General features: G+C 31.9%; 22 protein-coding genes and 3 pseudogenes. 5 read left to right on the top strand and 20 right to left on the bottom strand.

Going from position 1 to position 26,733, the window contains the following annotated elements; all coding sequences use genetic code 11:
* Positions 1–2: 2 nt before the first annotated feature.
* The 14 genes from MOV50_RS10455 to MOV50_RS10390 all read right to left on the bottom strand — a co-directional run bounded on the left by MOV50_RS10455 (position 3) and on the right by MOV50_RS10390 (position 12,677).
* On the bottom strand, positions 3–1,184 hold the full coding sequence (locus tag MOV50_RS10455; RefSeq protein WP_415846384.1) for a chemotaxis protein CheA: 1,182 nt from the start codon (positions 1,182–1,184) through the stop codon (positions 3–5).
* A gap of 89 nt (positions 1,185–1,273) precedes the next feature.
* Positions 1,274–2,722, bottom strand: a complete 1,449-nt coding sequence (locus MOV50_RS10450; protein ID WP_321777851.1) for an Hpt domain-containing protein — start codon at positions 2,720–2,722, stop codon at positions 1,274–1,276.
* A gap of 13 nt (positions 2,723–2,735) precedes the next feature.
* Positions 2,736–3,101 carry a response regulator gene (locus MOV50_RS10445; RefSeq protein ID WP_321777850.1) on the bottom strand — a complete coding sequence of 122 codons (366 nt, stop codon included), beginning with the start codon at positions 3,099–3,101 and terminating at the stop codon, positions 2,736–2,738.
* Positions 3,102–3,110: 9 nt separating this feature from the next.
* A complete protein-coding gene (locus tag MOV50_RS10440) occupies positions 3,111–3,503 on the bottom strand; it encodes a hypothetical protein (protein WP_321777849.1) in 393 nt (130 codons plus the stop codon).
* A gap of 11 nt (positions 3,504–3,514) precedes the next feature.
* Entirely contained in the window at positions 3,515–3,886 is a 372-nt protein-coding gene (locus MOV50_RS10435; protein ID WP_321777848.1) for a response regulator, read from the bottom strand.
* A gap of 95 nt (positions 3,887–3,981) precedes the next feature.
* Positions 3,982–4,209, bottom strand: coding sequence for a CheR family methyltransferase (locus MOV50_RS10430; RefSeq protein ID WP_321779662.1), 228 nt, complete (start codon positions 4,207–4,209; stop codon positions 3,982–3,984).
* 41 nt (positions 4,210–4,250) lie between these two features.
* A complete protein-coding gene (locus tag MOV50_RS10425) occupies positions 4,251–4,811 on the bottom strand; it encodes a CheR family methyltransferase (protein ID WP_321777847.1) in 561 nt (186 codons plus the stop codon).
* 2 nt (positions 4,812–4,813) lie between these two features.
* Entirely contained in the window at positions 4,814–5,440 is a 627-nt protein-coding gene (locus MOV50_RS10420) for a HEAT repeat domain-containing protein (RefSeq protein WP_321777846.1), read from the bottom strand.
* Between the two features lie 16 nt (positions 5,441–5,456).
* On the bottom strand, positions 5,457–6,512 hold the full coding sequence (gene cheB, locus MOV50_RS10415) for a chemotaxis-specific protein-glutamate methyltransferase CheB (RefSeq protein ID WP_321777845.1): 1,056 nt from the start codon (positions 6,510–6,512) through the stop codon (positions 5,457–5,459).
* Positions 6,512–7,876, bottom strand: a complete 1,365-nt coding sequence (locus MOV50_RS10410) for a chemotaxis protein CheW (RefSeq protein ID WP_321777844.1) — start codon at positions 7,874–7,876, stop codon at positions 6,512–6,514. Before MOV50_RS10410 ends, cheB begins: the two co-directional genes overlap by 1 nt.
* A 5-nt stretch (positions 7,877–7,881) precedes the next feature.
* The gene (locus tag MOV50_RS10405) at positions 7,882–9,774 is read right to left on the bottom strand and encodes a methyl-accepting chemotaxis protein (RefSeq protein WP_321777843.1); all 1,893 of its coding nucleotides are present in this window, start codon (positions 9,772–9,774) and stop codon (positions 7,882–7,884) included.
* An 18-nt stretch (positions 9,775–9,792) separates the two neighbouring features.
* On the bottom strand, positions 9,793–10,221 hold the full coding sequence (locus MOV50_RS10400; protein ID WP_321777842.1) for a PAS domain-containing protein: 429 nt from the start codon (positions 10,219–10,221) through the stop codon (positions 9,793–9,795).
* Positions 10,222–10,370: 149 nt separating this feature from the next.
* Complete coding sequence (rpsO, locus tag MOV50_RS10395) at positions 10,371–10,646, bottom strand: 30S ribosomal protein S15 (protein WP_321777841.1); 276 nt, start codon at positions 10,644–10,646, stop codon at positions 10,371–10,373.
* A gap of 75 nt (positions 10,647–10,721) precedes the next feature.
* A complete protein-coding gene (locus tag MOV50_RS10390; protein WP_321777840.1) occupies positions 10,722–12,677 on the bottom strand; it encodes an EAL domain-containing protein in 1,956 nt (651 codons plus the stop codon).
* A gap of 82 nt (positions 12,678–12,759) precedes the next feature.
* Between MOV50_RS10390 and MOV50_RS10385 the strand changes: the two genes are divergently transcribed.
* The 4 genes from MOV50_RS10385 (at position 12,760) to MOV50_RS10370 (ending at position 17,790) form a co-directional block, all read left to right on the top strand.
* The gene (locus MOV50_RS10385; RefSeq protein WP_321777839.1) at positions 12,760–14,010 is read left to right on the top strand and encodes a diguanylate cyclase; all 1,251 of its coding nucleotides are present in this window, start codon (positions 12,760–12,762) and stop codon (positions 14,008–14,010) included.
* 51 nt (positions 14,011–14,061) lie between these two features.
* Positions 14,062–14,463 carry an Rrf2 family transcriptional regulator gene (locus MOV50_RS10380; protein WP_321777838.1) on the top strand — a complete coding sequence of 134 codons (402 nt, stop codon included), beginning with the start codon at positions 14,062–14,064 and terminating at the stop codon, positions 14,461–14,463.
* Between the two features lie 2 nt (positions 14,464–14,465).
* Positions 14,466–16,637, top strand: coding sequence for a flagellar biosynthesis protein FlhA (gene flhA / locus MOV50_RS10375; protein ID WP_321777837.1), 2,172 nt, complete (start codon positions 14,466–14,468; stop codon positions 16,635–16,637).
* A 70-nt stretch (positions 16,638–16,707) separates the two neighbouring features.
* Entirely contained in the window at positions 16,708–17,790 is a 1,083-nt protein-coding gene (locus MOV50_RS10370) for a phosphoesterase (RefSeq protein WP_321777836.1), read from the top strand.
* On the opposite strand, the pseudogene MOV50_RS13525 reads toward MOV50_RS10370, so the two are convergent.
* The 6 genes and pseudogenes from MOV50_RS13525 to pyrH form a co-directional block, all read right to left on the bottom strand.
* Positions 17,787–18,571 (bottom strand): annotated as a pseudogene (locus MOV50_RS13525) (N-acetylmuramoyl-L-alanine amidase family protein). The gene MOV50_RS10370 and the pseudogene MOV50_RS13525 sit on opposite strands and share 4 nt — an antisense overlap.
* Before the next feature lie 592 nt (positions 18,572–19,163).
* A complete protein-coding gene (locus tag MOV50_RS10360) occupies positions 19,164–20,255 on the bottom strand; it encodes a nitronate monooxygenase family protein (RefSeq protein WP_321777835.1) in 1,092 nt (363 codons plus the stop codon).
* Positions 20,256–21,454, bottom strand: a pseudogene (gene tyrS, locus MOV50_RS10355) (tyrosine--tRNA ligase). It lies immediately after the preceding gene.
* 21 nt (positions 21,455–21,475) lie between these two features.
* On the bottom strand, positions 21,476–23,629 hold the full coding sequence (locus MOV50_RS10350; RefSeq protein WP_321777834.1) for a RelA/SpoT family protein: 2,154 nt from the start codon (positions 23,627–23,629) through the stop codon (positions 21,476–21,478).
* A gap of 12 nt (positions 23,630–23,641) precedes the next feature.
* Positions 23,642–23,863 carry a DNA-directed RNA polymerase subunit omega gene (locus MOV50_RS10345; RefSeq protein ID WP_321777833.1) on the bottom strand — a complete coding sequence of 74 codons (222 nt, stop codon included), beginning with the start codon at positions 23,861–23,863 and terminating at the stop codon, positions 23,642–23,644.
* Position 23,864: 1 nt separating this feature from the next.
* Complete coding sequence (gene pyrH, locus MOV50_RS10340; RefSeq protein WP_321777832.1) at positions 23,865–24,590, bottom strand: UMP kinase; 726 nt, start codon at positions 24,588–24,590, stop codon at positions 23,865–23,867.
* 322 nt (positions 24,591–24,912) lie between these two features.
* Between pyrH and MOV50_RS10335 the strand changes: the two are divergent.
* Positions 24,913–26,625, top strand: a pseudogene (locus MOV50_RS10335) (methyl-accepting chemotaxis protein); the annotation flags it as partial.
* Positions 26,626–26,733 lie beyond the last annotated feature (108 nt).

Here is a 26,733-nt window from a genome sequence, read left to right as displayed (position 1 = left end):
TTTTATGCTACTGCAACATCTTTTTTTAGTTTTTGCGAAATTCCTAAAAGTCCTATTGGATCCATTGCCATTATGATTTGTCCATTTCCAAGAAGTGCAGTTCCACTAAAGAGTGGATGACCTTCCATGATTCCTACTAAAGGCTTTTGAACTACATCTAATTGACCTAAAAAATTATTTACTACTACTGCTAAAAAGTTATCTTTAATATTTAAAACTACGATTGAAAGAGGTTTATCTTTCATCTCTTCTTCATTTAACATTGATTTTATAAATAGTAAGGGAATCACTTCCCCACGAATATAAACAAACGGCTCATTATGAAGGTACTCTATCTCAGAGCGTTCAAGTTTAACCGTTTCATTTACGCTATCCATTGGAAGGCCATAATGAATATCATTCATTTGGATATGAAGCAGAGATGTTACGGCTAAAGACATCGGGATAGATAAGGTTATCACTGTTCCTTGATTTGCTTTTGTTTTTATGTTTATACTTCCACCAAAACCCTCTATGGATTTTCTAACAACATCCATTCCAACACCGCGCCCACTAAACTCAGTAATCTCTTCTGCTGTTGAGAGTCCTGGTAAAAGAACTAACTCAGCCATCTCATTTTCATCAAGATTATCTATCTGTTCAGGTGTCATCAGTCCTTTTTCTAAAACTTTACTAGCAACTCGCTCTACATTTATACCTGCGCCATCATCTATAATTTCTATGATTATTCTATCTGATTGAGTATAGGCTTTTAGAGTAACATTACCCATAGCGCTCTTACCTTTTTGCTCACGCACATCTGGCATCTCTACACCATGGTCTAGTGAATTTCTCATAATATGAATCATTGGGTCTGCCAACATCTCTATCATGTTTTTATCTAGTTTAGTTTCGCCACCTTGCATCTCTAGTTTAACTTTTTTTCCAAGCTTTTTACTAATATCGCGAACAAGTTTTGGATATCTATCAAAAACATACGAAATAGGTAACATTCTCATTCCCATTATAAGGTCTTGTAGTTGTTCGGTAAGACGGTTGATAAAAATATATTTATCCATAATCTCTCGTTTAATAACCTCATGACTTAAACCTGCAACATTATCAGCTAAATATGGAAGAGAATTTTTAGCAACTAAGAGCTCCCCTGCAACATTCATAAGACTATCAATAGACTCTTGTTCTATCTTAACCGTTTTGCCAATAACTGTTTTTTGAACTTTTTGCTCAGTTTTAGCTTCAACTTTTAGTACAACTTTTTTCTCAATTTTTTCTTCTACTTGTGGTTCAAGCTTTTCTCAACTTTTTGTTCTACTTTTTTCTCTACGCTTACTTCTGGAGTTGATGTGACAATACCTAATTGAGATTCCAAGAAAGACTTTATCTCATCTTTTGTGCTTAAGTCATCTGGCATCTGAGGTGTGAATTTTTTAATCTTTGACATCATCGATAAAACTCTTTTTAAGTCATCATCACTTTGTATATACTCTAATGCTTGGAGCTGTTGAGTTTTGATGTTTGTAAGTGCTAGTTCTATATGCTCATTTATTTCTATATTAGCATCTGTACTTTGTATTATTTCTTCTTCTACTTCTTCCGTTTCTTTTTCTTCAACACTAACTTCTTGTACTACTACTTCTTCTTCATTATTATTCTCTATATTATAAACTTCACCTTTATAAAGATTCTGGAAAAAGTCATTTAATTTTTTAACATCACCTTCCTCTATAAAAGAGCTTATATCTATAAATCGTTGAAGTTGTGCATACTGAAGTGTATCAGCACCAACTAACTCCATAGAACGCTGAACAGCTTCTACAATTTCATCTAGTTCTAAGTCATTAGCAACATCACTTAACTCCTTTAAAGAGTCTATTTTATGTCCTTTTTCTCCAGCATCTATACTTAGTAAAGTTTGAATATCTAAAGGTAAAAACTGAAGTTCATCTATAAAGTTGAAAAGTGATTCTTCTATTTCAGCATAGTTAGACTTTATAAAAGCCGTTAGCTGAACTCTTAAAAGTAAACCATCTGCATCTTCAGTACCACTAAGAACAGATTTCGCATTGTTATCAGATATGCATGAGTGAACACCTAAAACTTTATCTCCTATGAGAGAAAGAGTATATATGGGATCATTACCATAAACCATACATGATTCATCTATATCAAATAAAACTGCATAAAAGTTTTCATTTTCACAAAATTCTTCACTTAAAGGTGGATTTTTAAAAGCTAATTTTTGGCAAGATTCATTTTTCAACATATAAAGTGGCATATTAACTACTGAAGAAGTATCTTCTAAAAGCAAAAATTCTGCCTTCCAAACACTCTCTACTTCTTCATCTTTACCCATTTGCTCACTTAAACTAGTTACTATAGTATTTAAAATCTCTGTATCTGCTTCAACTATACCTTCGCTTTCTTCTGCTGCTTCTACTAGGTTTAAAACTTCATCAAATGCATCATAAAGTGCCGCTGTCATAGACTCAACAAACTCTAGTCTTCCATCTCTAAGCATATCTAGTAAATCTTCTGCATGATGCGTTATATCTCTGATACTATCAAAACCTACAATCCCACTACCACCTTTTAAAGTGTGTGCCGCGCGAAAAACGGAGTTTAAAAGTTCTGGGTCATCACCACCAATATCTTCAATATTTTGGTCAATAAATGCTAGATTTTCTCTTGCTTCACTTAAAAATTGTTCTAATAATTGATCCATAATTAACTGCCTCCTAACTTTTAACTAAAATATCTACATATGCTTGAAGCACATCAGGTTTTATAGGTTTAGTTTCAAAAATATTTGCTCCAACTTTAAAAGCATTTATCTTGTCTTCTTCTTTGGCTTGAGTTGTAACCATAATAACTGGCACAGTTTTATGAGCATCTTGTTTTCTCAAATCACTTATAAAAGAGTAACCGTCCATTATTGGCATATTTACATCCACTAAGTACAAATCAACAGATGCACCAAGAGATTTTTCCAATGCTTCCATACCATTTTCTGCTTCTAAAATCTCAAAACCTTGAGATTTTAATATCGATCCATGATAATTCCTAACTGTTTTTGAATCGTCTACTACCATTATAATTGCCATAATATCTCCCTAAAAAAACTCTATCTCATCAGATGCATTTTCATTTTTAAGTTTACCTGAAAATGAATCTTTTCTATCTTTTGCTGTTTGAAGTGTTTTTGCTAACTTTTTGTGAAGTTTTTCTATACTATCACTAGCTATTTGTTCATCTGAATTTTGAGCATTTTCAAAAATATTTATACTTTTTTGAACACTCTCTATCGCCTCTATTGTCGCACTTAATTGTTGAGAAATAATATCTTGATATTGTAAACCTTTTATAGCATTATCATCTAATTCTATCGAGTTTTTTTCAAAAAACTTACTTATCATTAACATTGATTCTTTGGACATTTCAATAACATTTTGCTCTACTTCTGTTATATGAGAAAGCAAATCATTAATCGAGGACAACATATTCATTTTATTCACCATTACGCTAGTCTTAGCACTCTTGAAATTGCTTGTTTTAACTGTGCTGGATTAAATGGTTTGACAATCCAACCAGTAAGTCCTAATGCCTTACCTTTTTGTTTTAGTTCTGGTTTAGTTTCTGTTGTTAACATCAAACATGGTGTTCTGCCAGTTGCTGGTACTTTTCTTAAAGCTTCTAAAAATTCAAAACCATTCATTACAGGCATATTGAGGTCTGTAATGATTAAATCAGGTGTCATACCAGCTTTAATCTCTGCTAAAGCGGTTTGTGCTTGGGTGTATTGTTTTACTTCTATTGGCATTGAGTTTGTTACCATTCTAGTTGACGCTAAAGCTGTTTCACTATCATCCACAAATATTACTAATGGCATATTATAATTCCTTAAATTTATTTAGTTCTATTAATTTTGAACTTGAGTGAAAATTCACTTTAAATTATCACTCAAGTTCACAACAAATAGTTAATCTACTTTTGATAAATCAATGTAGAGTCAATCTTTTTTGCTTTAAAAACAGAAACTATACGACTCATATACTCAGCATGTCCTAAAAGAACATAACCCCCTGGATTTAGCATGTCATAAAATGTCATAGCTACCTCTTTCCTAGATGCGTCATCAAAGTAGATAAGCATATTTCTGGAAAAAATAACATCAAATTTACCAAGATTACGCATCTGTGTTTTATCAAATATATTTGCTACTTGAAAATCAACACTTCCTAGTAAATCATCTCCTAGTTGATACCAAGAGCTTTTTTCTTAAACCATTTTGCTAATATACCCTTTGGTATGGCATGAACTGAACGGTCTGTATATTTTGCTTTTTTTGCCTTTTCTATTACTGTTGAGTCTATATCTATACCCACAACTTCTATATCTCTTTGTTCTACAACAGTTCCCTCTTCAACAATATGCAGTATCATAGAATATGGTTCTTCTCCTGTTGAACATGGAGAAGATAGTATCCTTAAAGTTTTTGAAGCAGGTAACTTTTCATGTAACTCTGGCAAAATTTTATTTACCAAAACTTCAAACTGATCTTTTTCTCTAAAAAAGTATGTTTCATTTACGGTTACACCATTCATAAGTGCTTGAAACTCTTCGCCAGATTTATCTTCAAAACGAAGCTTATAAAAATATTTTCTAAAGTTATCTACTTCAAGTTCAGCAGCTCTGGCATCTACATACTTTGCTAACTTATCAAAATGCTTATCTTCTTCTAAAAAAATACCACTTTTTCTATAAACATATTCGCTCATTTTTGCAAAGTTTTCTTTTGATAACAGGTATGCCATCACTACCCCTTAATCATCTTGATTGCACCATCTACTGCAAATTCTACATAAAATTCACCATCAAATCGTGCTTTTAAAGATTCAAGAAGTTCTATATCTTGCTCTTCTCCAATTTCACCCATATAATCAACTGCAGTCATTGCTACATTTATATCTTGTTCATCTTCTAAAAGTTCAACAAGCATATCTCTTGATTCAGCAAAATCAACATCACCTAAAACATTTATAGCAAAGATTCTTAAATCTCTATCATCACCTATAAGAAATTTAACTATATAGTACCTAATAGCATTACCAAAATCTCTTAATATCGAGATACCTAGGTTTCTTATGTAAGCATTATTTAGCTTAAGTAAATCCATAATATCTTCAATAGGTGCAACTTCAGGGTCCATATTTGAGATTACTGCGGCTATTTTTGTTAAAGAACTTTTTTCAATATGATCTTCTTTTGTTATACTAGTAACAAGATACTTACCACCACCATCAAACTTTACAATCTCTTCAATAGCGTAGTCTTTATTATCGTTGTTATTTTCTGATTCAAAATAGCTTATAGCATCTTCAAGTGTTTTAAATCTTGGTAATTCTTCAACTTCTTGCTTAACATGTTTTTTTATTAAAGCCATTTTATCTCCTATTTTTTTATTTTAATGTCACTATTTTTTTCAAAATATCTGAAAAATTTAACTGTTCACAAACACCACCTCTATCAAAGGCAACTTTTGGCATTCCATAAACTGTTGCACTCTCTTCACTCTCACCAAGAGTATATGCACCAGCTTTTTTAAGCTCCACCATAGCATCTGCACCATCATCACCAATACCTGTCAAAAGAACGCCTATAAGGTTTTCTCCCTTAAAAATATTAAGCGAACTCTTCATCATATCATTTACGCTTGGTTGAAAAAAATTATCACCTTTTTCTTTATCTTCTTTTATTACAATTTTTCCAGATGTTTTTTTAGCAAAATTCATATGAACTCCACCTCTTGCAACATAAATATTTCCAGGAAGTAGCTCCATTCCATTAGTTGTTTCGTGCACATTTAACATACTTGAACGATTAAGTCTTTGTGCAAAAGCCTCTGTAAACTGTTCTGGCATATGCTGAACTATACAAACTGGATATTTATAAGCAGAAGGTAAACTCGCACAAATCTGCTCTATCAACCCAGGTCCACCAGTAGAAGAACCAATAAGAATAACTTTTTGGATATCTCTTGAATCTCCTACTTGCTCTACTTTTTGCGTAACTACTTTTCTCTCTTTTTGAGGTGCTTTTTGAACTCTTCTTTGAAGTCTTCTTTTTGGAATTCTACTAAGAGATTTTACTAAATCTACTATATTTTGAGCATTTTGAACTTTTCCAACATTCATAGTCCCTGGTTTAGTTATATAGTCAATTGCACCAGCGTCTAGTGCATCCATTGTAACTTCAGCATCATTAAAAGTCAGTGAACTAACCATAAGTATGGCAGTTGGTTGAGCCTTCATTATTCTTTTGACAGCTTCTACGCCGTCCATGACAGGCATATTTATATCCATAGTGATTACATCGTATTGAAGAGAAGTTGCTTTGTCAACTGCTTCTTTACCATTTTTTGCAACATCTATCTCAAAATCAAGTGTTTGTATAATCTCTGTTAATTGTTTTCTAACTAAGGCGGAATCATCAACTATAAGTACTTTTTTTGCCACTATTTCGCTCCACTTGTGATAATTTTTTCTATATCCATACTCAAGACTAATCTTTTTCCATTTTCTAGATGCAAGACATGAGCAAACAATTCATCATCTTGAGTTTTTTGTTCATCAATTTTTATATCTAAAATATCACTGATACTATCTACGACAAAGCCTATCTTATTTTCGTCTATATCACATATTATGATTTTTGAATCTTCATCTATTTTTGTAGATATTCCTAACTTTTTAAAGAGTGATACTATTGTAACTATTTGACCTCTTATATTGATGATACCATCTACATTCTCATCACTATAAGCTACCTTTGTAAAATCAACTATATCTATTATCTCTGCAACATGTTCTACATCAAAAGCATACTCTTTACCAAGAAGCTTAAATATAATAACTTCTTGAATTACTTCAGAATCATTTTTATGCAAAACTTTTTGAGATTTAGAGTCTATATAAGAACTATTCTTAGAAAAAATAACCTTTAAAACATCTTCATCAAAAAAAGATATTAAAGAGTCATTATCATGAATTACACCAGATATTTTATTATCTTGGAAACTATCTCTCATATACTCAATATCGCTATTTAAAATATTTTTTATATCTATAATATCATCAACTAAAAGACCTACTATTTCATCATTATATGAAGTAATTAATATACGATTTGAATCATCTCGTTTATTTGAAAAGCCATAATAAGAGCGCAAATCAATAACAGCAATCAAGTCATCTCTTAAAGTTATAAGACCAAGTAAATCTTCGCTACTACCGGCTATATCTGTAAAGTTCAAATCTGCTAATATTATCTCTCTTAAATAGTCTATACTTAAAGCAAATTTTTCATTTGACATCGCAAATATTAAAAACTTACTAACATCTTCTTCTTTAGTTTCAATCTCTTTTATCTTACCGTTTTTAATCTCTTTGGATTTTATATCAACCCTTGATATACTTTGAATTAAAATCTCAAGAGATAAAATCTGAATTAGAGAATCTTCATGTTTATAAATAGCTATAACAGGGTCATCTTCTTTATCTATATATTCTATATTTGATTCATCTATATTTAAAGTATTGTAAACCTTACTTACTAAAAGTGCATTTGATGATAGTTCTTCATTTAAACTCAAAAGTCTGCTATCTTCACTAGTTAAATCAACCTCTGGCATACCTAGTAAAAGGTTTAGGTCAAGTAAACTCACAATATTCCCACCAACTGCACAAAGTCCTCTACTACCTTTTGGTTTTAAAGGAAGAGCCGTAACCGAAGGAACTCTTGAAATTTGATTTATACACTCAGTAGAGATACCATAACTCTCAGAGGCATTTTTAATGATTAAAATCTCTTGGATTATCATCTGTTTTACCCTTGTTGAAGCTCATCTGCCATAACTGCCAACTCTTCAACACCATCACTTATATGAGAAATGGTTTCTATAATAAGTTCACTTGCTTTACGAGATTCCATAGCATTTCTTGCACTTAGTTCAACTGCTTTTTGAATTTCACTTATTCCTATAACAACTTGATTCATACCTTCAAGATTTTGATCATTAACAGCTTTAAGACCTGTATATCTATCTAATAAATCAACAAGCATGTCAGTTATTTTTACTATGTCATTTATTAAAGCATCTATAAGTGATTGCTCATTCCCTTGAGATGCTAGAAGATTATTCCAATCTGTTCTAACTATATCAATCTCAGAGTTCATAGACTCTACGATATCATTTATTTTATCAGTATTTGATTCTGAATCTTTTGCTAAGTTTCTAATATCTGAACTTACAACTGCAAAACCTTTACCAAAGTCACCAGCACGAGCAGCTTCAATAGAACCACTTATTGCAAGCATATTTAACTGAACGATGGAGTTTGAAATACTTCCAACTGTTTTATCAACATTTCTAGTTTCTTTTACGATAACATTAAGTTCACTTGCTGCACTATTTCCTTCCCTTATAGAATCACTAAAAGCTCCTCTAATCTCACTTACAGTGTTTTTAACAGAATTAAAGGAAACTTTTAAAAGATCAAAATTTCTTCTTGCTATTTCTATAAGTTTATCTATATCTTTCGCTGCTTCTATACCCGATTCTATAAGTTCTTTGTTATTAAGAGCACTTTTGTTTGTTGTATGAGAAGAAGATTCTATTTGATTTAGTGCATTTGTAACATCTTCAAGAGCATTTTGGATATCTTCCATAGAACTACCTATGGTATCTGCTGAGAGAGCTATATCTTCTGCTGACTTCATCGTGTCTGTTGAAAATTTTAACTCTTCTGCAAGGTTTGATAGTTCTTTAATGTCATCTTCTGTTTGAGCCAGAGCATCTGACTGTATGTCTATACCATTTAAAGTTTTTTCAACTGAAAGTGCTATCTCACTAGATGCATTTGCTATATCTTGAGAACCATCATTTATCTTAGAAACAAAATCACTAAGTCTTTGAGTATAAGTATCTACACTTCTAGCCGCTTCAACCGAATATACAGCTATCTTAGTGAGTTCTTCCATTTTAGCACTTAATGCATTACCCTTAACACCATTACCAGAAATTGTAGTTGTAGTTTCACCAATACTAGAGATGATTTGGTCTATACTTCCTTGGATTTTTGTAACAAGTTCAGATATAAACTCAGCATTTTTTTCACTCTCTCCAGCTAAAGCTCGAGTTTCATCAGCAACAACTGCAAAGCCCTTTCCATGCTCTTTTGCTCGGCTTGCTTCTATGGCAGCATTTAAGGCAAGAAGATTAGTTTGATCTGCAATCTTAGCAATAAAACCAACAGCATCTCCAATATTTTGTGAAGATACTTTTAACTCTTCACTTTTTGTTGATGATTCCTCTGCAACTTTAACAGCAGTAGCCATTCGCCCAACAGAATCATTAATCTTTTCAACAGATGCCATAATATTTTCACCAGTTGAAAGAGTAGAAGATATAACTGTACTTATCGTAGTATTCATTCTACTTATATTACTATTGATACCTTTTACATTTGAGAGAGCTTGTTCACTTGCACCACTGTTTTCTTCAGCAGCCGTTGCAATCTGCTCCATAGAAGACTTAAGTTGCTCTATCGCGCTTACACTCTCTTGTGCATTCTCAAGGATTGTCATAGAAACACCAGCAATACTCTCAGAGATTTGTTGTTGTTTTGCCAAAGTTCTTTGTCTTCTTTTATCGCCACCGCCACTACTATGTGAAACAACTGCTGATGAGTTTGAAGTATTTTTTTTCATTAGTGCCATTTTAAATTCCTTTGGATTCTAATCTAGAGTTGCATAAAGCGCTTCGGCTTTTTTGATTTCTTCACGAGATGGTTTAACGCGGATAGAGACATATTTTGTTTTACCATTTTTATCAACTGAACGAAGAACTGTTGCATATACCCAGTAATGCCCTCCACCTTTTCGTGCATTTTTAACATAACCTGTCCAAAAACCTTTAGACTCTACATCGTTCCAAAGAGATTTGAAAGCTGCACGAGGCATATCTGGATGACGAACCACATTGTGGGGTTGACCAATCATATCTTCTGCATGCATATTTGCTATTTTTAAAAAAGAGTCACTTGCATACTCAACAATTCCCTTTTCATCAGTTTCACTTAAAAGATATAAATCATTATATAAAACTTCGCCATCTTCTAAAAATGTCAAGCCTTCTGTACTTACTTTGCTGTTATTATCAGACACAACAAACCTCCAATTAAATAATTAATTGTATAGCTTACTATTTAAAAACTAAATTTTAATTTAAAGAAATGAAATTTTGTTAATTTGTATATGTAAATTAAGGTTTAAAACCTCTCGGGAGAGAGATTTAGAGTAGATAGTGATTTGGACTAGATGTTATCTCTAATGCCTAAATCTTCTACAAGCTTAAGATAAGCAACTTTATCTTTTCTTTTGAAGTATTTCATTAAACGACGACGCTGTCCAACTAGTTTAAGTAGTCCTAGTCTAGATGCATGATCTTTTTTAAATATTTTAAGATGCTCTGTTAGTTCAGAAATTCTTTCTGTTATAAGTGCAATTTGAACTTCACTTGAGCCTGTGTCACTCTCTGAGCGACCATATTTTGTTACAATTTCTTGTTTTTTAGCCGAATCTAAAGCCATAATAGCCTCCTGATGGGTATAATAATCTAACTAATATACTATTAGCATAAAAGTTGAAGTGCGATTATAGCTAAACTAATTTAAACTAGGTTTAGGTTCACTAAAATAGTAACCTTGAGATTTATCGACTCCAAGTTCTTTTACTTTATCAAATATTTCTTTACTCTCAACATACTCAGCTATAACTTTCACACCAGCTCTTTTTGCAAAATCAACAATAACAGATACGATGATTTCTGAATTTTTTTCAACTAATATTTCTTTTATTATAGAGCCATCTATTTTTATAAAGTCCGCTTCAAGTCGCATTAGATACTCAAAGTTAGAGTAACCTGTTCCAAAGTCATCTATGGCTATTTTGCATCCTTGTGCTTTTACACTTTTTATAAATTTTTGTATTTCGCTAAAATTTTCAATACTCTCAGACTCAACTATTTCAAATATAACTCTATTTGATACGCTATAAATCTCAAGCATTTCTAAGATGTAATTGTTTATCTCTTTATCCATAATATCTTCAATACTAAGATTTATTGAGAATTCAAAATCATTTTCTCTAAACATTTCAAAACTTTTTTGAATTACGATTTTTGTAAGTTGTTTGTAAAGTTTTGCTTTTTTTGATATCTCTAAAAAGAAATATGGAGATATAACTTTACCTTCTTCATCTATAAGTCTGATTAAGGATTCATACCTTTTTATTGAGCCATCATTATTATTTATTATTGGCTGGTAAAAAAGTATAATTTTATCATTTTTAATAGCTTCTTTAATCTTCTTTGTCCAAAGCATATTATTTTTATATTCTCTATCTAATGCCATTGTTTTATCATAAATAATAATATTTTTTGCATTTTTTCTTGCTGTTTTAAGAGCCATATCAGCCGTAATTAATAGTTGTTCTTTTTCCTCTAAAGAAACACAAACTGTCGTATTTAGCTCAATACTTTCACCCTTTGTTTCATATGTTTGTCTATTTATCTCTTTAGATAGTAGTTTTGCTTTTTGAACAACTATATGTTCGGGTTTGTTTATAACGAGATAAGCAAACTCATCTCCACTTAGTCTAAATAATTTACAATTTTCTTCTTCAACACAAATAGATTTAAGTTTTTTACTAAACTCAATTAAAATCGCATCACCAAACTCATGTCCATAAAAATCATTTATTTGAGAAAAACTGTCTATATTTATAAGAATCAATGCAAGATTATCAAATTTATCAATATTTTCTTTAAACATTGTCCTATTTTCTAAGTTTGTTAAAGCATCTCTACTTGCGGTCACCTTAAGTTCGGAAGTTCTTGCGTTAAGTTCTTCTTCTATTTTTTCTTGTTGTTTTGAGAAAAACTTCATGAGTAAAAAAGCTATAATTGAAACTATACTTATAAGTAAAAAGTCATAAACTAATGAAGCAAAAAATTGTTTTGAAAAAATCTTATTTATATAAAAAGTTGGTACTTTTATACTTAAAATTCCTCTAATATCTCCTATTTTATAGTTATAGGCTTTGTCATATTTTTTTGATATAAATAAAGGAGCATTTTCTTTTTTACCATGACATTTCAAACATTTTTTCTCTATCTTAAGTGGTGTTGCATATTGGTAAAAATCATCTTCTCGGGCGAAGTATTCTTTTTTATTTTTATTATTTTTAAAAAAATCTATTGCCTGAAGTTCATATTTATCTGCTTGATTTTTTGGATTTCTTGCTCTATCACTAACTGTTTGCATAGTTATGTGAAGTTTGTTGTTATCAGAAAAAATTTTTGATATTTTAGCTGCAGAGTAAGCAGGCAAACCTTGTAAAGTTTGTTCATCTAACTTTATAACTTTATTTATATAAAGATTTTGATAGTAGTTTCTATGTGTTATATAAAGAGAGTCTATTAATCGCGCCTGCTCAGATATAAAATTTTGAATATTTTTTTTATTTTCATTATGGTTTATATATATACGCATACAAGCAATAATAAAAAATAATAAAGGAGCAACTAGTATTAATTTTCTTGATATTACTTTATAGGACATAAAACATTATACTCCTATCTTTCTTTTATGTAGTTTAGTCATATTTTATCTACTTTTCAGCTTACCTTACTTATAATATTTAATGAAAAAAATACTCATTGTTGATGATAGTCAGACAATTTTACTAATGTTAGAATCTGTTCTTAATGAACACCCAAAGATAGAGCCATTCTTTTGTAAGTCATACAAAGATACACAAAAACTTTTAAAAGAGCATAAAGGTGAGTTTCATGCTGCTCTTCTTGACTTAAACCTTCCAGACGCTCCAGATGGTGAGGTTGTTGATTTGGTAAATACCTACAACATCCCTTCTATTGTTTTAACGGGAACTTTAAACAAAAGACTACTAGAAACTATACAAAAAAAAGATGTTGTAGATGTCATACTTAAAAATGATAAAGCAAGTATAAAATTTGCCATAGCTGCGATACAAAGAACTTTAAAAAACTATGATACAACTGCTTTAGTAGTAGATGATGTAGAGTTATATAGAAATATTATTAAAAAAAGTTTAAAAAAAATAAATCTAAATGTTTTAGAAGCAAAAGATGGTCAAGAAGCACTTGATATTTTACAAAAAAGAGAAGATATTACTCTAGTTATAACTGATTATGATATGCCTATTATAGATGGACTAGACCTCACTTTTAAAATAAGAGAAAAGTACAATAAAGACCAAGTTAGTATCATCGCAGTAAGTGGATTAGAATCTAAAGATATAGTAAGTAAATTTTTAAAGTTTGGTGCTAATGACTTTATACATAAACCTTTTACTCATAGCGAAATAGTAACTAGAGTAAACTCTAACCTCGAACTCTTAGACCTTTTTTCTCGCATAAAAGAGTTAGGAAATACTGACTACTTAACAGGTGCGTATAACAGACGATATTTTTTCCAAAGTGGAAACGCAATTTTTTCAAAAGCTAAAAGAAAAAATAAAAATCTTTCAGTTGCAACAATAGATATAGATAAATTTAAAAATATAAATGACATTTATGGTCACGATGTAGGTGATGACGCCCTAAAAGAAGTTAAAACTATACTAGATGAGAACCTTAGAGAGTCAGACTTGATGGCTCGTTTTGGTGGAGAAGAGTTTTGTATACTTCTTGAAGATATCAGCCTAGAGCATACTAACATACTTTTTGAAAAGATAAGAAAATGTTTTGAAGCAAATATGATTGAAACTCATGGAATAATAGTCTCTTACACAGTTTCTATTGGTATATACTTTGGAATGGCTAACTCGCTAGAAGAGATAATAAAAATTTCAGATAAAGCTCTTTTTGAAGCTAAAGAAAATGGTAGAAATAAAGTCATAATTTATACATAACTCAATATTCAATTTTTTTTGATATAATCCCTATAAAAAAAAGTATATATTATGTTAATAACTCGTGCAAGTGAATACGCAATACTATCTCTTATAGTTTTATCTAAGACCTCATCCCCTGTGGATAGCGAAACTTTATCACATCAACTATCTATCTCAAAAAGTTTTTTAGCAAAAATCTTACAAGCTTTGGCAAAAAATGGCATCTTAAAATCTTTTAAAGGTGTAAACGGTGGTTTTGCTCTTTTAAAAAAACCTAAAGATATAAGTATGCTAAGTATTATGAGTGCTGTTGAAGGCAAAGCACCAGCAGTTTTTGACTGTTCTCCATCTGAGAAAGATTGTCCTAGTGAAAAAGCTAGCATCTGTTCTATATGGCCTTTTTTAAATAAACTTCAAGGTAAAATAGATACCTTTTTAGATGAACTTACCCTACAAGATGTGATAGAATAAAAATGGCGAGAAAACGCACCTTTAAACAAAAACTAGGCGTAACTTTAAACTTTTTACTTGGACAAAAAGATTTAAGTGTTGTAATTTTTGTAATGGCAATTCTTGCTATTATTATAGTTCCTCTTCCATCTGCTGTATTAGATGTACTTTTAACTGTTTCTATGTCTATCGCTGTTTTAGTTTTACTTATCTCTTTATATGTTCCAAAACCAACAGACCTTACAACTTTTCCAACTCTCATACTCATCATAACCCTATTTAGACTCTCCCTAAATGTTGCAACAACAAGAATGATTTTAAGTCATGGGCATGAAGGTGGTGAAAATGTCAGTAGCATCATTACAAGTTTTGGAGATTTTGTTGTTGGTGGTAATTTTGTTATTGGTATCATAGTTTTTTCTATCTTAGTTTTAATTAACTTTATGGTTATTACAAAAGGTTCAACAAGAGTTGCAGAAGTTGCAGCGAGATTTACACTAGACTCGATGCCAGGTAAGCAGATGGCAGTAGATGCAGATTTAAGTGCTGGGCTTATTGACGATGCAGAGGCAAAACAACGCCGTGCAGAAATCCTTCAAGATGCAAACTTTTATGGAGCGATGGATGGTTCTTCTAAGTTTGTAAAAGGTGACGCAGTTGCTGGTATTATCATTACACTTATCAACATTATTGGTGGATTTCTTATAGGTGTTTTTCAACATGGTATGAGTGTTGGCGATAGTGCTTCTACTTTTACACTTTTAACTATTGGTGATGGTTTAGTTGGTCAGATTCCTGCTCTTATCATCTCTACTGCAACAGGTATTATGATTACTCGTTCTTCTGGAGATGGCGACAACTTTGCAGAAGGTACTATAAACCAAATGATGGGTAATGCAAAAATCATGATGATTGTTGGTTTTATCATGATTTTATTTGCTTTAGTTCCAGGGCTTCCAACAGCATCTATGGGTTTTGTTGGAAGCGTTTTTGCCCTTCTTGGTTGGTCTATTTACAAATATGACAAGGGTGAGCTTTCATTTTTAGATGACACCGATATTTTATCTCCAAAAGAACAAGAAAAACAAGAAAAAGAGAGAACCCAAGCCAAACCACAAAAAACAAATGAAGAGATAGCAAAAGAGGAAGAGAGTGCTTTAGAAGATATACTAAAAGTTGAGATGCTAGAACTTACTCTTGGTTATCAACTCATACGATTAGCCGACAAATCTCAAGGTGGAGATTTACTAGAACGAATCCGTTCTATGAGAAGAAAAATCGCATCTGATTTTGGTTTTTTAATGCCTCAAGTTCGCATAAGAGATAACTTGCATCTAGAACCTGAACAGTATCAGATACTTTTAAAGGGTATCTCTATTGGCGAAGGTTCTATAAAACCAGAAAAGTTTTTAGCAATGGACAGTGGAATGGCAACAGGAGAGATAGAAGGAGAAGCAACAAAAGAACCTGCTTTTGGTCTAGATGCTATCTGGATTTTACCTGATCAAAAAGAAGATGCTATCATAAATGGTTATACAGTTGTTGACCCTGCGACTGTTATCTCAACACACATGAGTGAACTTGTTAAACGAAACGCAGAAGATTTACTAACTCGCCAAGAAGTACAAACTCTTATAGATAAAATTAAAATAGATTTTCCTGTTATTGTTGATGATGTATTAAAAGTTGCTCCTATTGGTCTTGTACAACGCATCTTAAAATCTCTTTTACATGAAAAAATTCCTCTTAAAGATATGCTCACTATCTTAGAAACCATAGCTGATATAGCTGAATACACTAAAAATGTAGATTTTATAACCGAACAAGTAAGAGCAAAATTATCTCGCGTTATAACGCAGATGTACTCTGGGGAAGATGGAGTTATACGACTCCTTACTTTTGATACAGCGAGTGAGCAAATGATGCTAGAAAAGTCACAAGAACAAGATGGAGTGAGAAACCTTTTACTAAGTGTAACGGAGATAAATCAGCTCATTCAAGCTACTAGTACAAAAGCTCATGAATTACTACAAAAAGGAGTTTCTCCTGTTGTTATCATAGTAGACCCAGGTCTTCGTCGTGGTATAACAGAGATATTTGAAAGATTTTCTCTTGATGTTGTTACTTTATCTCACGCAGAGATTGATTCAAGTGCAACATTTGAAGTAATGGGCTCAATTTCAATAGAACCATAAATCAAAGGAATATACCCCACTTAGGCTTTAGCCACGGGGGTATCGGCATTTAGTGCCAGAAAGGAAAACAATGAAAAATAAGATAATACATCATCTCTCTCACATCGACTTAGATGGTTACAGCTGTCAACTTGTAATGAGATACACTCCCTACAAAACATTTAACTACAATGCAAATTATGGAGCAGAAGTAAGACAAAAACTAGAAATGATTTTGGAAAATATAACTAAAGATAAAAAAGCTGCCATTATTTTAATAACTGACTTAAATCTAACAAGTGAAGAGTCAAGATGGTTAAATGGTGAAGTTTACAAGATGAATGATAAAAAAATGGATATAACTATAACTCTACTTGACCATCATGGAAGTGGCGAAGCTAGCGCAAACAAATACAAATGGTACTTCTTAGATACTCAAAGATGTGCAACTAAAATAACTTATGATTATGCAAAAGAAAACTTCGACCTTGATGAACCTGAGTGGATGAATAAGTTTGTAAATGTTGTAAATGCCGTTGATTTATGGAAACAAGAAGAAGTAGAAAATTTTGAGTATGGAAAAGTTTGCATGAGGCTTGTAACTGAAACGAGAGAATTAAACAAAATTATGTTCGCAGAGATAGATAACAACTATAAACTATCACTACTACTTGAAGCAACAAAATACATAAATGAAGAAAATGCTGCAATCTTATTAGATGAAAAAATTCATTCAATAAAAAAAGACTTTTTTAAAGAAGATAAAAATGATACTCTTGATAATTTATCAACAAAATTTATAGTAAAACTACTAGGAGATGCTAGAGCCGAGAAAACTATTTACTATAAAGGTTATAGAGGTTATCTGAGTTACGGTGTTGGAAATACTTCAATCGTTGGAAATGGTTTTTTACTAGCTTACCCTGAGTATGATTTCATAGTAGATGTTAGCTATAGAGGTGCTATGAGCCTTAGAGCAAACAATAAAGTGAGCGTTGCTCAAATATCAAAAGAGTGGTCAAATGGTGGAGGACATCCAAATGCTGCTGGTGGAAGAATAATTGGTTTTAAAGAGCAGTATCGTTATGACAGAGTTAAAAAACAGATAGAACAAGTCATAAATGACAAAGAAGCAGTTGCTGGAGATTTAGAGTATAAAAAAGAAGAAGTCTAATTTATAGAGTTATAAAAATATCTCTCGATTCCATTAGCTAAGCCTAAAGCCATAGTTTTTCTATACTTAGGATCAACTAAGCGTTTAGCTTCTTTTGGATGAGTAATAAAACCAACTTCTACTAAAACAGCTGGCATCTGAGCACCAACAAGAACCCAAAAAGGACCTTCACGAACTCCACCATCTTTTACTTTATACTTTCTCAAACTACCCAACATTCCTCTTTGTAAATCTATCGCAAGTTTATTAGAAGCTAAAATTTTATGATGATTTAAAAATTTTAAAAAGGTGTTTTTACCATATCTATTCATCTCACTTAAATCTGCTGAATTCTCTTTTGCTGCAATACTTTCAGCCCTTGAGGACCTAGAGGGAGATAAAAAATAACACTCGATACCATGAACTTTATGAGCATTTTTTTTGCCAACAGCATTAGCGTGAATACTTATAAAAATATCTGCTTTTTTTCTATTTGCATACTGTGTTCTTTTACTTAACTTTACAAACTTATCACGATTCCTTGTCATGTAAACTTTATAACCACGAGATGTTAAAATCCTTTTAACTCTTGAGATATTTTAAAAACTACTACTTTTTCTCTATATCTTCTATACCCAACTGCCCCAGGGTCCTTACCACCATGTCCAGCATCTATAACTATTGTTTTTTGTCTATCTACTCTTTTTGGAACACTTACTTTTTGAGATGATGTTTTTATGCGTATTAGTAATTTTTTACTTTCTTTTTTAAAACTTATTTTTAATTTTTTAGAATTTTCCATCACAAGACGAAGTGTACTAGGATTGTATTGAGCTATTTTTATTCTATTTATACCATTTCTTCTAAGATTTTGTGATTTTATGAGCATAGATGCATGTATGTCAAAAACATATCTATATTTTTGTTTTGCTTTATCATAAAGTGTAAAATAGTTAAGTTGATTAGACCTTAGCCTCTTATCAAAACTTAAAACTAGTCTATCATCTCTCCATCTAATAGACTTTAATTTATGAGTTGATTTTAACTTTATTTTTTTAGATCTTTTAGATTTTCTTATACTCTTTGATTTTGGAGCTTTGTAGGAAGTTTTTGGTTTTAAAGTTGAAAGTTCTTGGGAATACTGAGATATATCTATATGTAGCTTTGTTCCACTTTTAACAATACCCCTAAGGGCATTTAAACGAAGCCTTTTATCATCACTCATTATTGCACGAAGATAGAGGTTTTTATAATCATTATACGCACGAAACTGATTTGACTTTGTGCCACTTTTCATAAAGCCGTTTGCGCGTTTTAAAGTATCACTATTGCTTAACGCTTGAAGTGAAATTACTACCAGTAAAAGTAGAGAGAGTAAGCGAAACATTAAGTGTTTATTCGCCTTGTATTAGTTTGTTCATCAACTCTTTAACTGAGATAATTTCATTTAGTTTATAACCATTTGTTCCTGAGAAAAATAGTCCCGTTTCAGTATTCCCCATAAAAGCATCACTAAGTCTGTCTGCTATACAAAAACCAACTTCTTTTGCTTCTACTCCACGGTTACAAGGAGCAACACAGTTAGAAATACACTTTATCGCTGGACCTTCTCTTTTTTCAACCAAATGAGTTAAGTTCGTAACTATGCCTTGAGCAGGATAGCCAACAGGTGAACCCATAAGTTTTATATCATCTTTTTTAGCATTTAAAAGTACCGTTTTAAAGTTATCATGAGCATCACATTCATGTGTTCCTATAAAACGAGTTCCCATTTGAACACCAGATGCACCAAGAGCCAACATCTCTTCTATGTCATTCTTATCCCAAACACCACCAGCAGCAATAACAGGAATATTTCCCCATTTAGAAGCTTCTTCTACAACAGGTTCTACAAGATTTTCTAGCTGATTTTGGGGCAATTTACATTGCTCATAAGTAAAACCTTGATGTCCACCACTTTTTGGACCCTCTAAAACAACAGCATCTGGAAGTCTGTTATATCTTTTTTGCCATCTTTTACAGATGATTTTAAGTGCTTTTGCAGATGACACGATAGGCACAAGTGCTACATCTGGATAACCCTCTGTAAACTCTGGCATATTTGTAGGAAGTCCTGCTCCTGTGATAATTATGTCTATTCCAGATTCACAAGCATTTCTAACAACATCACCATAACCATTGATAGCATATAAAATATTAGCAGCTAATGGTTTATCTCCACATATTTTTCGTGCATTTTGGATAATCTTATCAAAACCCTCTTTTGAATAAAAATTTGCCTCACTCAGCGGTCTGTTTGAAACTAATTTTTGAGCATAAGCTTTATCTTCATAGTAACCTGTTCCAACCGAGCTTACAACACCAAGTCCACCCTCTTTTGAAACATTACCAGCTAAACCATCCCAGCTAATGCCAACGCCCATTCCACCTTGAACAATTGGCTTCTCTATAAGATACTTTCCAATTTTTAATGACTTAAAACTCATCTAAATAACCTTTAATTTTGCAAACTTTCTTTTTCCAACTTGCAGTATATAATCACCACTTGATAGTTGTAAGTTTATGTCAGATATTTTTTCTTTGTTTATTTTAACAGCACCTTGCTTAATATCTCGCCTTGCTTGAGAAGTTGATGGCTCAATGTTACAATCTACTAAGGCTTTTGCTATCCAAACCTCTCCTTGGCAACTAAATTTTTCAATATCTGTTGGAATTTGACTTTTGGCATGAACTCTATCAAACTCTACTTTTGCTTCTAATGCTTCTTCTTTTGAGTGAAATCTTGTAGTTATTTCAATCGCCAAATCTTCTTTTACCTTTTTTGGATGCAAAGAACCATTAGTTACACCATCTTTTATATTTGAAATTTCATCTAATGTTTTTGTGCTTAGTAATTCGTAAAATCTCCACATAAGTTCATCACTAATACTAAGAACTTTTCCAAACATATCATTTGGTACATCTGTTACACCTATGTAGTTGTTTAAAGATTTACTCATCTTTTGTACGCCGTCTAAACCTTCTAAAATAGGCATCATTAAAACAGCTTGTTGTTTTTTTATGTCATAAGTTTTTTGAAGCTGTCTTCCCATTAAAAGATTAAATTTTTGGTCTGTTCCACCTATCTCTATATCACTCTTTAGATGTACACTATCATAACCTTGAAGAAGTGGATACATAAACTCACTTACTGCTATGGGAGCATTACTAGCGTATCTTTTTGAAAAGTCATCTCGTTCTAACATTCTAGCTACTGTAAGTGTAGATGCTAACTCTAACATTCCTTTGCACCAAGAGGCTCTAGCCAGTCGTTGTTATAAACTATATCTGTTTTACTCGCATCTAATATTTTAAAAGCTTGAGTTGTATAGCTTTTTATATTTTTTGTTATATCATCTTTGCTTAATACTTTTCTAGTTGCACTTTTTCCAGTTGGGTCGCCAATGGCTGCAGTAAAGTCGCCTATTAAAAACTGAACTCTTCCACCATACTTTTGAAATGTTGCTAGTTTTTGTAAAAGTACAGTGTGTCCAAGATGCAAATCAGGTGCAGTTGGATCAAAACCAGCTTTTACTGTATATGTTTGCCCACTTTGGAAATACTTAGTCAATAATTTCTCAATTCCCTCTATATCAATAATCTCAGCACTACCTCTATTTATCTCTCTTAAAGCTTCTTCTAACATATATATTCCTAATTATTTATTTTATTTGTACGCATCATCTGTTCGTATGAGATATATAACTTTTACCTTTTGCTCCATCTTTAAACGAAGGGCAGCTATACTTGACTCTTTTGACTCAAAACCAAGCTCACAATAACGAGTTGATTCACTATTATTTTTTCCTAATTCAATCGAATTTATATCTATATTTAACCTAACTAAAAAGTTTAAAAAATCTGCTAAAGTTCCCTTTCCACTATGTAGGGAAATAATAAGATTATAATTATAAATATTTTGTTGTTCCCATTTCACAAGAATCATAGGCTCATTTGCTTCAAGCTTTTTTGTAGCAGATTTACACATCTTATGATGAACATGAACTTTTAGTTTTTCGCTAAAACCTATTATCTCATCACCAGATTTTGGGTGACAACAATAATCAAAAACAACACCATTTATATATGAAGCACTAAAAAGCTCTATGGAACGAAAACTATAAGCTCTTAGTTTAAATCTATGACGAGATAAAAATCTTTTAAACCTAGAAGTTTTTCCTATCTCTAAAATATACTTATGAATAATGTCACGAAAAAAATCAACCTCAAAAGATAAACCAATTTTCTTTTCATAAGTATTTTTATTAAACCATTCTTGAACTCTATTATATTTCAAGTTCATAGCAGTTGCTACAATATTTATACTAGCCTTTATATTTATATCTTTGATTCTTGCGTTACAGTTAAATTGCATATTTGTCTTTGCTTTTGAAGTTTTAACAGCATCTATCCAACTACATCTTGTGATAATTTCATCTGCTGTGATTATCTGAATAATATCACCATTTTTAAGCTTACTTAAAAGTGGTTGTTTTTCTTTGTTTATCAAAGCAGAAACGGCCTTGTTTCCAACTGCTGTATGAACAGCATAAGCATAGTCAAGGGCAACAGCGGCTCTAGGAAGGGTAAAAGGCTCTCCTTTTGGAGAAAAAACACCTATATCTTCAGAGTATAAATCATTTTTCATTAAAGCATAAATATCTTCAGCTGAGTTATTTGACTCATTTTGAAAGTCTAGATTTTGTAACCAGTCAAGTTTAACATTGTTGCCACCGCTTTTATATTTCCAATGTGCAGCCACTCCAAGTTCAGCAGTTTGATGCATATCAAAGGTTCTTATTTGAACTTCAAAAATTGCTGTATTAAAAAAAACTGTGGTATGGATAGTTTGATAACCATTGTCTTTAGCAACGGCTATGTAATCTTTAAACCTTGAAGATAGTGGTTGAAACTCTAAGTGAATAAGTCCTAAAATACTATAACATTTAACAGGGTCAGAAGTTAATATTCTAATGGCTAACAGGTCAAGAACCTCATCTATACTTACACCTTTTCTTTGCATTTTTAAGTAAATAGAGTAAGAATGTTTTACACGAGAGAGTATTTCAAAATCATCTTCACAAAAACCATTTTTAGATAAAAGTTTATGAATTTTTTCTTTAAAATCATTTAATTTCATCTCTAAGGCATGATAGTTTGTGTCAAGATAATTATCAATATGATGCTTGTCTTCTTTAAAAAGGTATGAAAAACTCATATCTTCAAGCATATTTTTTAAAAAACTAATCCCCAAACGATGGGCAATAGGAGCATAAACAACAAGTGTTTCTTCTGCAATTCTCATCTGTTTATGTTCTGGTAAGGCATCTAGAGTAAGCATATTGTGAAGTCTATCACATAATTTTACTACTAAAACTCTAACATCTTCTATACTTGCTATGAGCATTTTACGAAATGACAAAGCAGAAACCACAAGTCTTTCATTTGAGTTTGATGGGATTAATTCAGAATCACGAATAGTATCTATCTTAGTCAAACCTTCAACTAAATGAGCAACATCACTACCAAATACTTCAACAATTTTCTCAATACTAATATCTGTATCTTCAACAACATCATGAAGTAAAGCAGCAATCGCCATCGCTTCATCATTTGTTATGGAAGAAACGATAGATGCTACTAAGATAGGGTGGATTATATAAGGTTCTCCACTCTTTCTTATTTGATGTTCATGTGCGATTTTTGCGTATTTTAATGCTTCGTGTAGTTTTTCACTTTCATCTATTTGAGTAAATAGAAACTCTTGCGCTGAGTCAACATCATGTAGATGCCTGATTTTTGCAATATTTAGTTGACTCATCTGTTAGTAGGCTTATTTTTCGATATCAATAAAGCCTTTAACTCGTACAAGGCCTTGTGCTATTTCCATTATTGCCAAATCTGCGGCTTTTATGCTTTTTGTATCAATATTTAACTTACTTATTGCACCATTTAAAAGTTCATCTGTTCTTTTTGCTACCGCTATTGCTAGTTGATAATTATCCATGTTTGGGTTCTCATCTAAAATTTTTGCTGTTAGTTTTTCTATTTTCATTCTATTTCTTTCCTTTATTTTTTACTATTGAGCAGTTTTCTAAATTGCCGTTTATTATCTCTAAAATATTGCCTTTTTTATTCATATCACAAACTATGATTGGTAGATTATTGTCTTTTGCTAAAGCTATTGAAGTATCATCCATAACTTTTATATGCTCTGAAAGTGCTTCTTCATAAGTAATTTCTGGAAGTTTTACAGCGTCGCTAAATTTTACTGGATCTCTGTCATAAACTCCATCTACTTTTGTCGCTTTAATAATAACTTCTGCACCAATTTCAATCGCTCTTAGGGTTGCTGCTGTATCAGTTGTAAAAAATGGATTACCAGTTCCTGCACCAAAGATAACAACGCGACCTTTTTCTAAGTGACGAACTGCTCTACGGTTTATGTAAGGCTCTGCGATTTGTTCCATTTTTATAGCAGTTTGAAGTCTTGCATCTAGACCTGCATGCTCACAAGCTTCTTGCATAGCAACAGCATTTATGACCGTTGCTAACATTCCCATATAATCTGCACTTGTTCTTTTGATGATTCCATCTTTTGCAGCAGTAACACCACGAATAATATTACCACCACCAATAACTATGCCGACTTCAATATCAGCATCTACAAGTGATTTTATTTCTTGAGAAATATAATTTAAAATTTGTGTATCAATTCCATGACCTGCTTCACCCGCTAAAGCTTCACCTGAAAACTTAACCAATACTCGTTTTTTAGCCATGCTCTAAACCTTTTTATCTCTTTTAAAATTCGTGAATTATACTTAAAAATCTCTTTTGTTTTGCTTTAAAAATAAAATAAAAGGTATTTAACAAAAATTAAGTAAGTAAAGAGTAAATTACGATTGTTAAAAATCATTTTTAAGGAAGGTTATGTCTAATATTACAGATGTTACAATAAAAACAAAAAACCTAGGGCTTCTTTTTGGTTCTATTTTGTTAATGGCAGTTGTTACAACATATATTGTTTCAACAGATAGTAGAAAAGTTTTACTAAAAGAGAGTTACGATAAATTAGTTTCAATAAGAGAATCAAAAACTACACAAATAGAGGTCTTTTTTAAAGAATGCGCTAGCGATATAGCTATTTTAGCAAAAAATGCTAATGTTCTTGGGCTTACTCAAGAGTTACTCAATATAGAGAATGTAAAAGCAACAGGCAATTACCCTATTTCAAGTGAGGTGGTTCAAAAGCACTCTGCAAATGAAGATGAATTTTTTCAGTTTTATGCAAAAGAGTCTGGATACTATGATATTTTTATCATCTGCGCAGAACATGGTCATGTTATGTACAGCCAAGCTAAAGAGTCTGATTATGGAGCAAATCTTGGAAGTGGAAGTTTAAAAGATTCTGGACTAGCAGAAGTTTGGAAAAAAGTAAAAGAGCTTAAACGACCTGTCTTTGTAGATATGGCTCCTTATGCTCCAAGTGCAAATGCTCCAGAAATGTTTTTAGGTACTCCTATCTACATAAATGGAGAGTTGAAATCTATTTTAGTTTTACAAATCTCAGATGCGTCTATAGACAGAATCATGCAGTTTCGTACAGGTTATGGGAAATCTCAAGAAGATTATTTAGTTGGTCCAGATAAACTTATGAGAAGTGATAGTTTCTTAAGCCCAAAAGCTCACTCTATAAAAGCTTCTTTTGCAAATCCATCTACGGGTACAGTTGATACAGAACTTTCAAACAAAGCGCTTCAAGGTTTAACAGGGATTGATTTAGCCATAGACTATAATGGTAACTCTGTTTTATCTGCTTATGCCCCACTAAAAATTGGTCAAGATTTAAAATGGGCAATTTTAAGCGAAATAGATGAGGTAGAAGTTATGATTTCTCCAAATGATTTTAGAAATAAAATGGCAATATCTTCAGCAATCATACTTGTTATAGTTATAGCAATCTCATCTTTTTTACTCAAAATAACACTTGTTCGACCTTTAAAAGAGTTAGAAGATAGAGCGAAAGATTTGGCTGAAGGTGAAGGTGACTTAACTCAAAGACTTCATATAACAGGAAACAATGAGATAGCTAAAGTAAGTCAATATATAAATGGCTTCATAAAGAAAGTTCAAAGTACCATAATCCAAGCAAAAACAACAAGTACAGAAAACTCATCTGTAAGTGAAGAGTTAGCAAGAACTTCTCTTCAAATCGGTCAAAAAGCTGAAGAAGAATCCAAAATCGTAAATGAAGTAAGCACCCAAGGTAAAGAGCTTCAAGAAGTTCTTCATGCTTCTATTAATAGTGCAAAAGAAACAAAAAATGAGCTTGATGGAGCAGAAATAACTCTTTCAAATTCTAACAAACTCATCATATCTCTATCTGAAGAAATTGGTGTTCGCAGTGACGCTGAAGCAGAACTAGCAGATAAACTTCAACACCTAAGTTCAGATGCTGGACAGGTTAAAGTTGTTTTAGAAGTTATAGGCGATATTGCTGACCAAACTAATCTTCTAGCATTAAATGCTGCCATAGAAGCGGCTCGTGCGGGTGAACATGGTCGCGGGTTTGCTGTTGTTGCTGATGAAGTAAGAAAACTAGCAGAAAGAACTCAAAAATCACTTTCTGAAATCAATGCTACAATTAGCGTGATTGTTCAGTCCATTACAGATGCTAGTGACGCTATTTCATCTAATGCGATTGAGATAGAAAAGTTATCCGTGAATGCAAACACAGTTCAAAGTGAAATAGCTAGTAGTGTTAAAGTAATGGATGTAGCAGTTAGAAAAGTTGACAAAATGGTTATAGGTTATGAAGAAAATGGTATTACGGTTCAACACATGATAGATAAAGTTGAAGTAGTAAATGAGCTTTCTGTTTCAAATGCAAGAAGTGTTGAAGAGATAGCATCTGCTTCTGAT

This window comes from Sulfurimonas sp. (assembly GCF_029027585.1).
Lineage (GTDB): Bacteria > Campylobacterota > Campylobacteria > Campylobacterales > Sulfurimonadaceae > Sulfurimonas.
The sequence above is the reverse complement of the archived record's forward strand: the minus strand, read 5'-3'. Positions and strand labels throughout refer to the sequence as shown.

Bases quoted from the DNA above. Each gene is read 5' to 3' on its own strand.
- MOV50_RS10450 (WP_321777851.1), bottom strand. From the start codon at position 2,722: ATGGATCAATTATTAGAACAATTTTTAAGTGAAGCAAGAGAAAATCTA.
- MOV50_RS10445 (WP_321777850.1), bottom strand. From the start codon at position 3,101: ATGGCAATTATAATGGTAGTAGACGATTCAAAAACAGTTAGGAATTAT.
- MOV50_RS10440 (WP_321777849.1), bottom strand. From the start codon at position 3,503: ATGAATATGTTGTCCTCGATTAATGATTTGCTTTCTCATATAACAGAA.
- MOV50_RS10435 (WP_321777848.1), bottom strand. From the start codon at position 3,886: ATGCCATTAGTAATATTTGTGGATGATAGTGAAACAGCTTTAGCGTCA.
- MOV50_RS10425 (WP_321777847.1), bottom strand. From the start codon at position 4,811: ATGGCATACCTGTTATCAAAAGAAAACTTTGCAAAAATGAGCGAATAT.
- MOV50_RS10420 (WP_321777846.1), bottom strand. From the start codon at position 5,440: ATGGCTTTAATAAAAAAACATGTTAAGCAAGAAGTTGAAGAATTACCA.
- MOV50_RS10410 (WP_321777844.1), bottom strand. From the start codon at position 7,876: ATGATAATCCAAGAGATTTTAATCATTAAAAATGCCTCTGAGAGTTAT.
- MOV50_RS10405 (WP_321777843.1), bottom strand. From the start codon at position 9,774: ATGGCACTAATGAAAAAAAATACTTCAAACTCATCAGCAGTTGTTTCA.
- rpsO (WP_321777841.1), bottom strand. From the start codon at position 10,646: ATGGCTTTAGATTCGGCTAAAAAACAAGAAATTGTAACAAAATATGGT.
- MOV50_RS10390 (WP_321777840.1), bottom strand. From the start codon at position 12,677: ATGTCCTATAAAGTAATATCAAGAAAATTAATACTAGTTGCTCCTTTA.
- MOV50_RS10385 (WP_321777839.1), top strand. From the start codon at position 12,760: ATGAAAAAAATACTCATTGTTGATGATAGTCAGACAATTTTACTAATG.
- MOV50_RS10380 (WP_321777838.1), top strand. From the start codon at position 14,062: ATGTTAATAACTCGTGCAAGTGAATACGCAATACTATCTCTTATAGTT.
- flhA (WP_321777837.1), top strand. From the start codon at position 14,466: ATGGCGAGAAAACGCACCTTTAAACAAAAACTAGGCGTAACTTTAAAC.
- MOV50_RS10370 (WP_321777836.1), top strand. From the start codon at position 16,708: ATGAAAAATAAGATAATACATCATCTCTCTCACATCGACTTAGATGGT.
- MOV50_RS10360 (WP_321777835.1), bottom strand. From the start codon at position 20,255: ATGAGTTTTAAGTCATTAAAAATTGGAAAGTATCTTATAGAGAAGCCA.
- MOV50_RS10350 (WP_321777834.1), bottom strand. From the start codon at position 23,629: ATGAGTCAACTAAATATTGCAAAAATCAGGCATCTACATGATGTTGAC.
- MOV50_RS10345 (WP_321777833.1), bottom strand. From the start codon at position 23,863: ATGAAAATAGAAAAACTAACAGCAAAAATTTTAGATGAGAACCCAAAC.
- pyrH (WP_321777832.1), bottom strand. From the start codon at position 24,590: ATGGCTAAAAAACGAGTATTGGTTAAGTTTTCAGGTGAAGCTTTAGCG.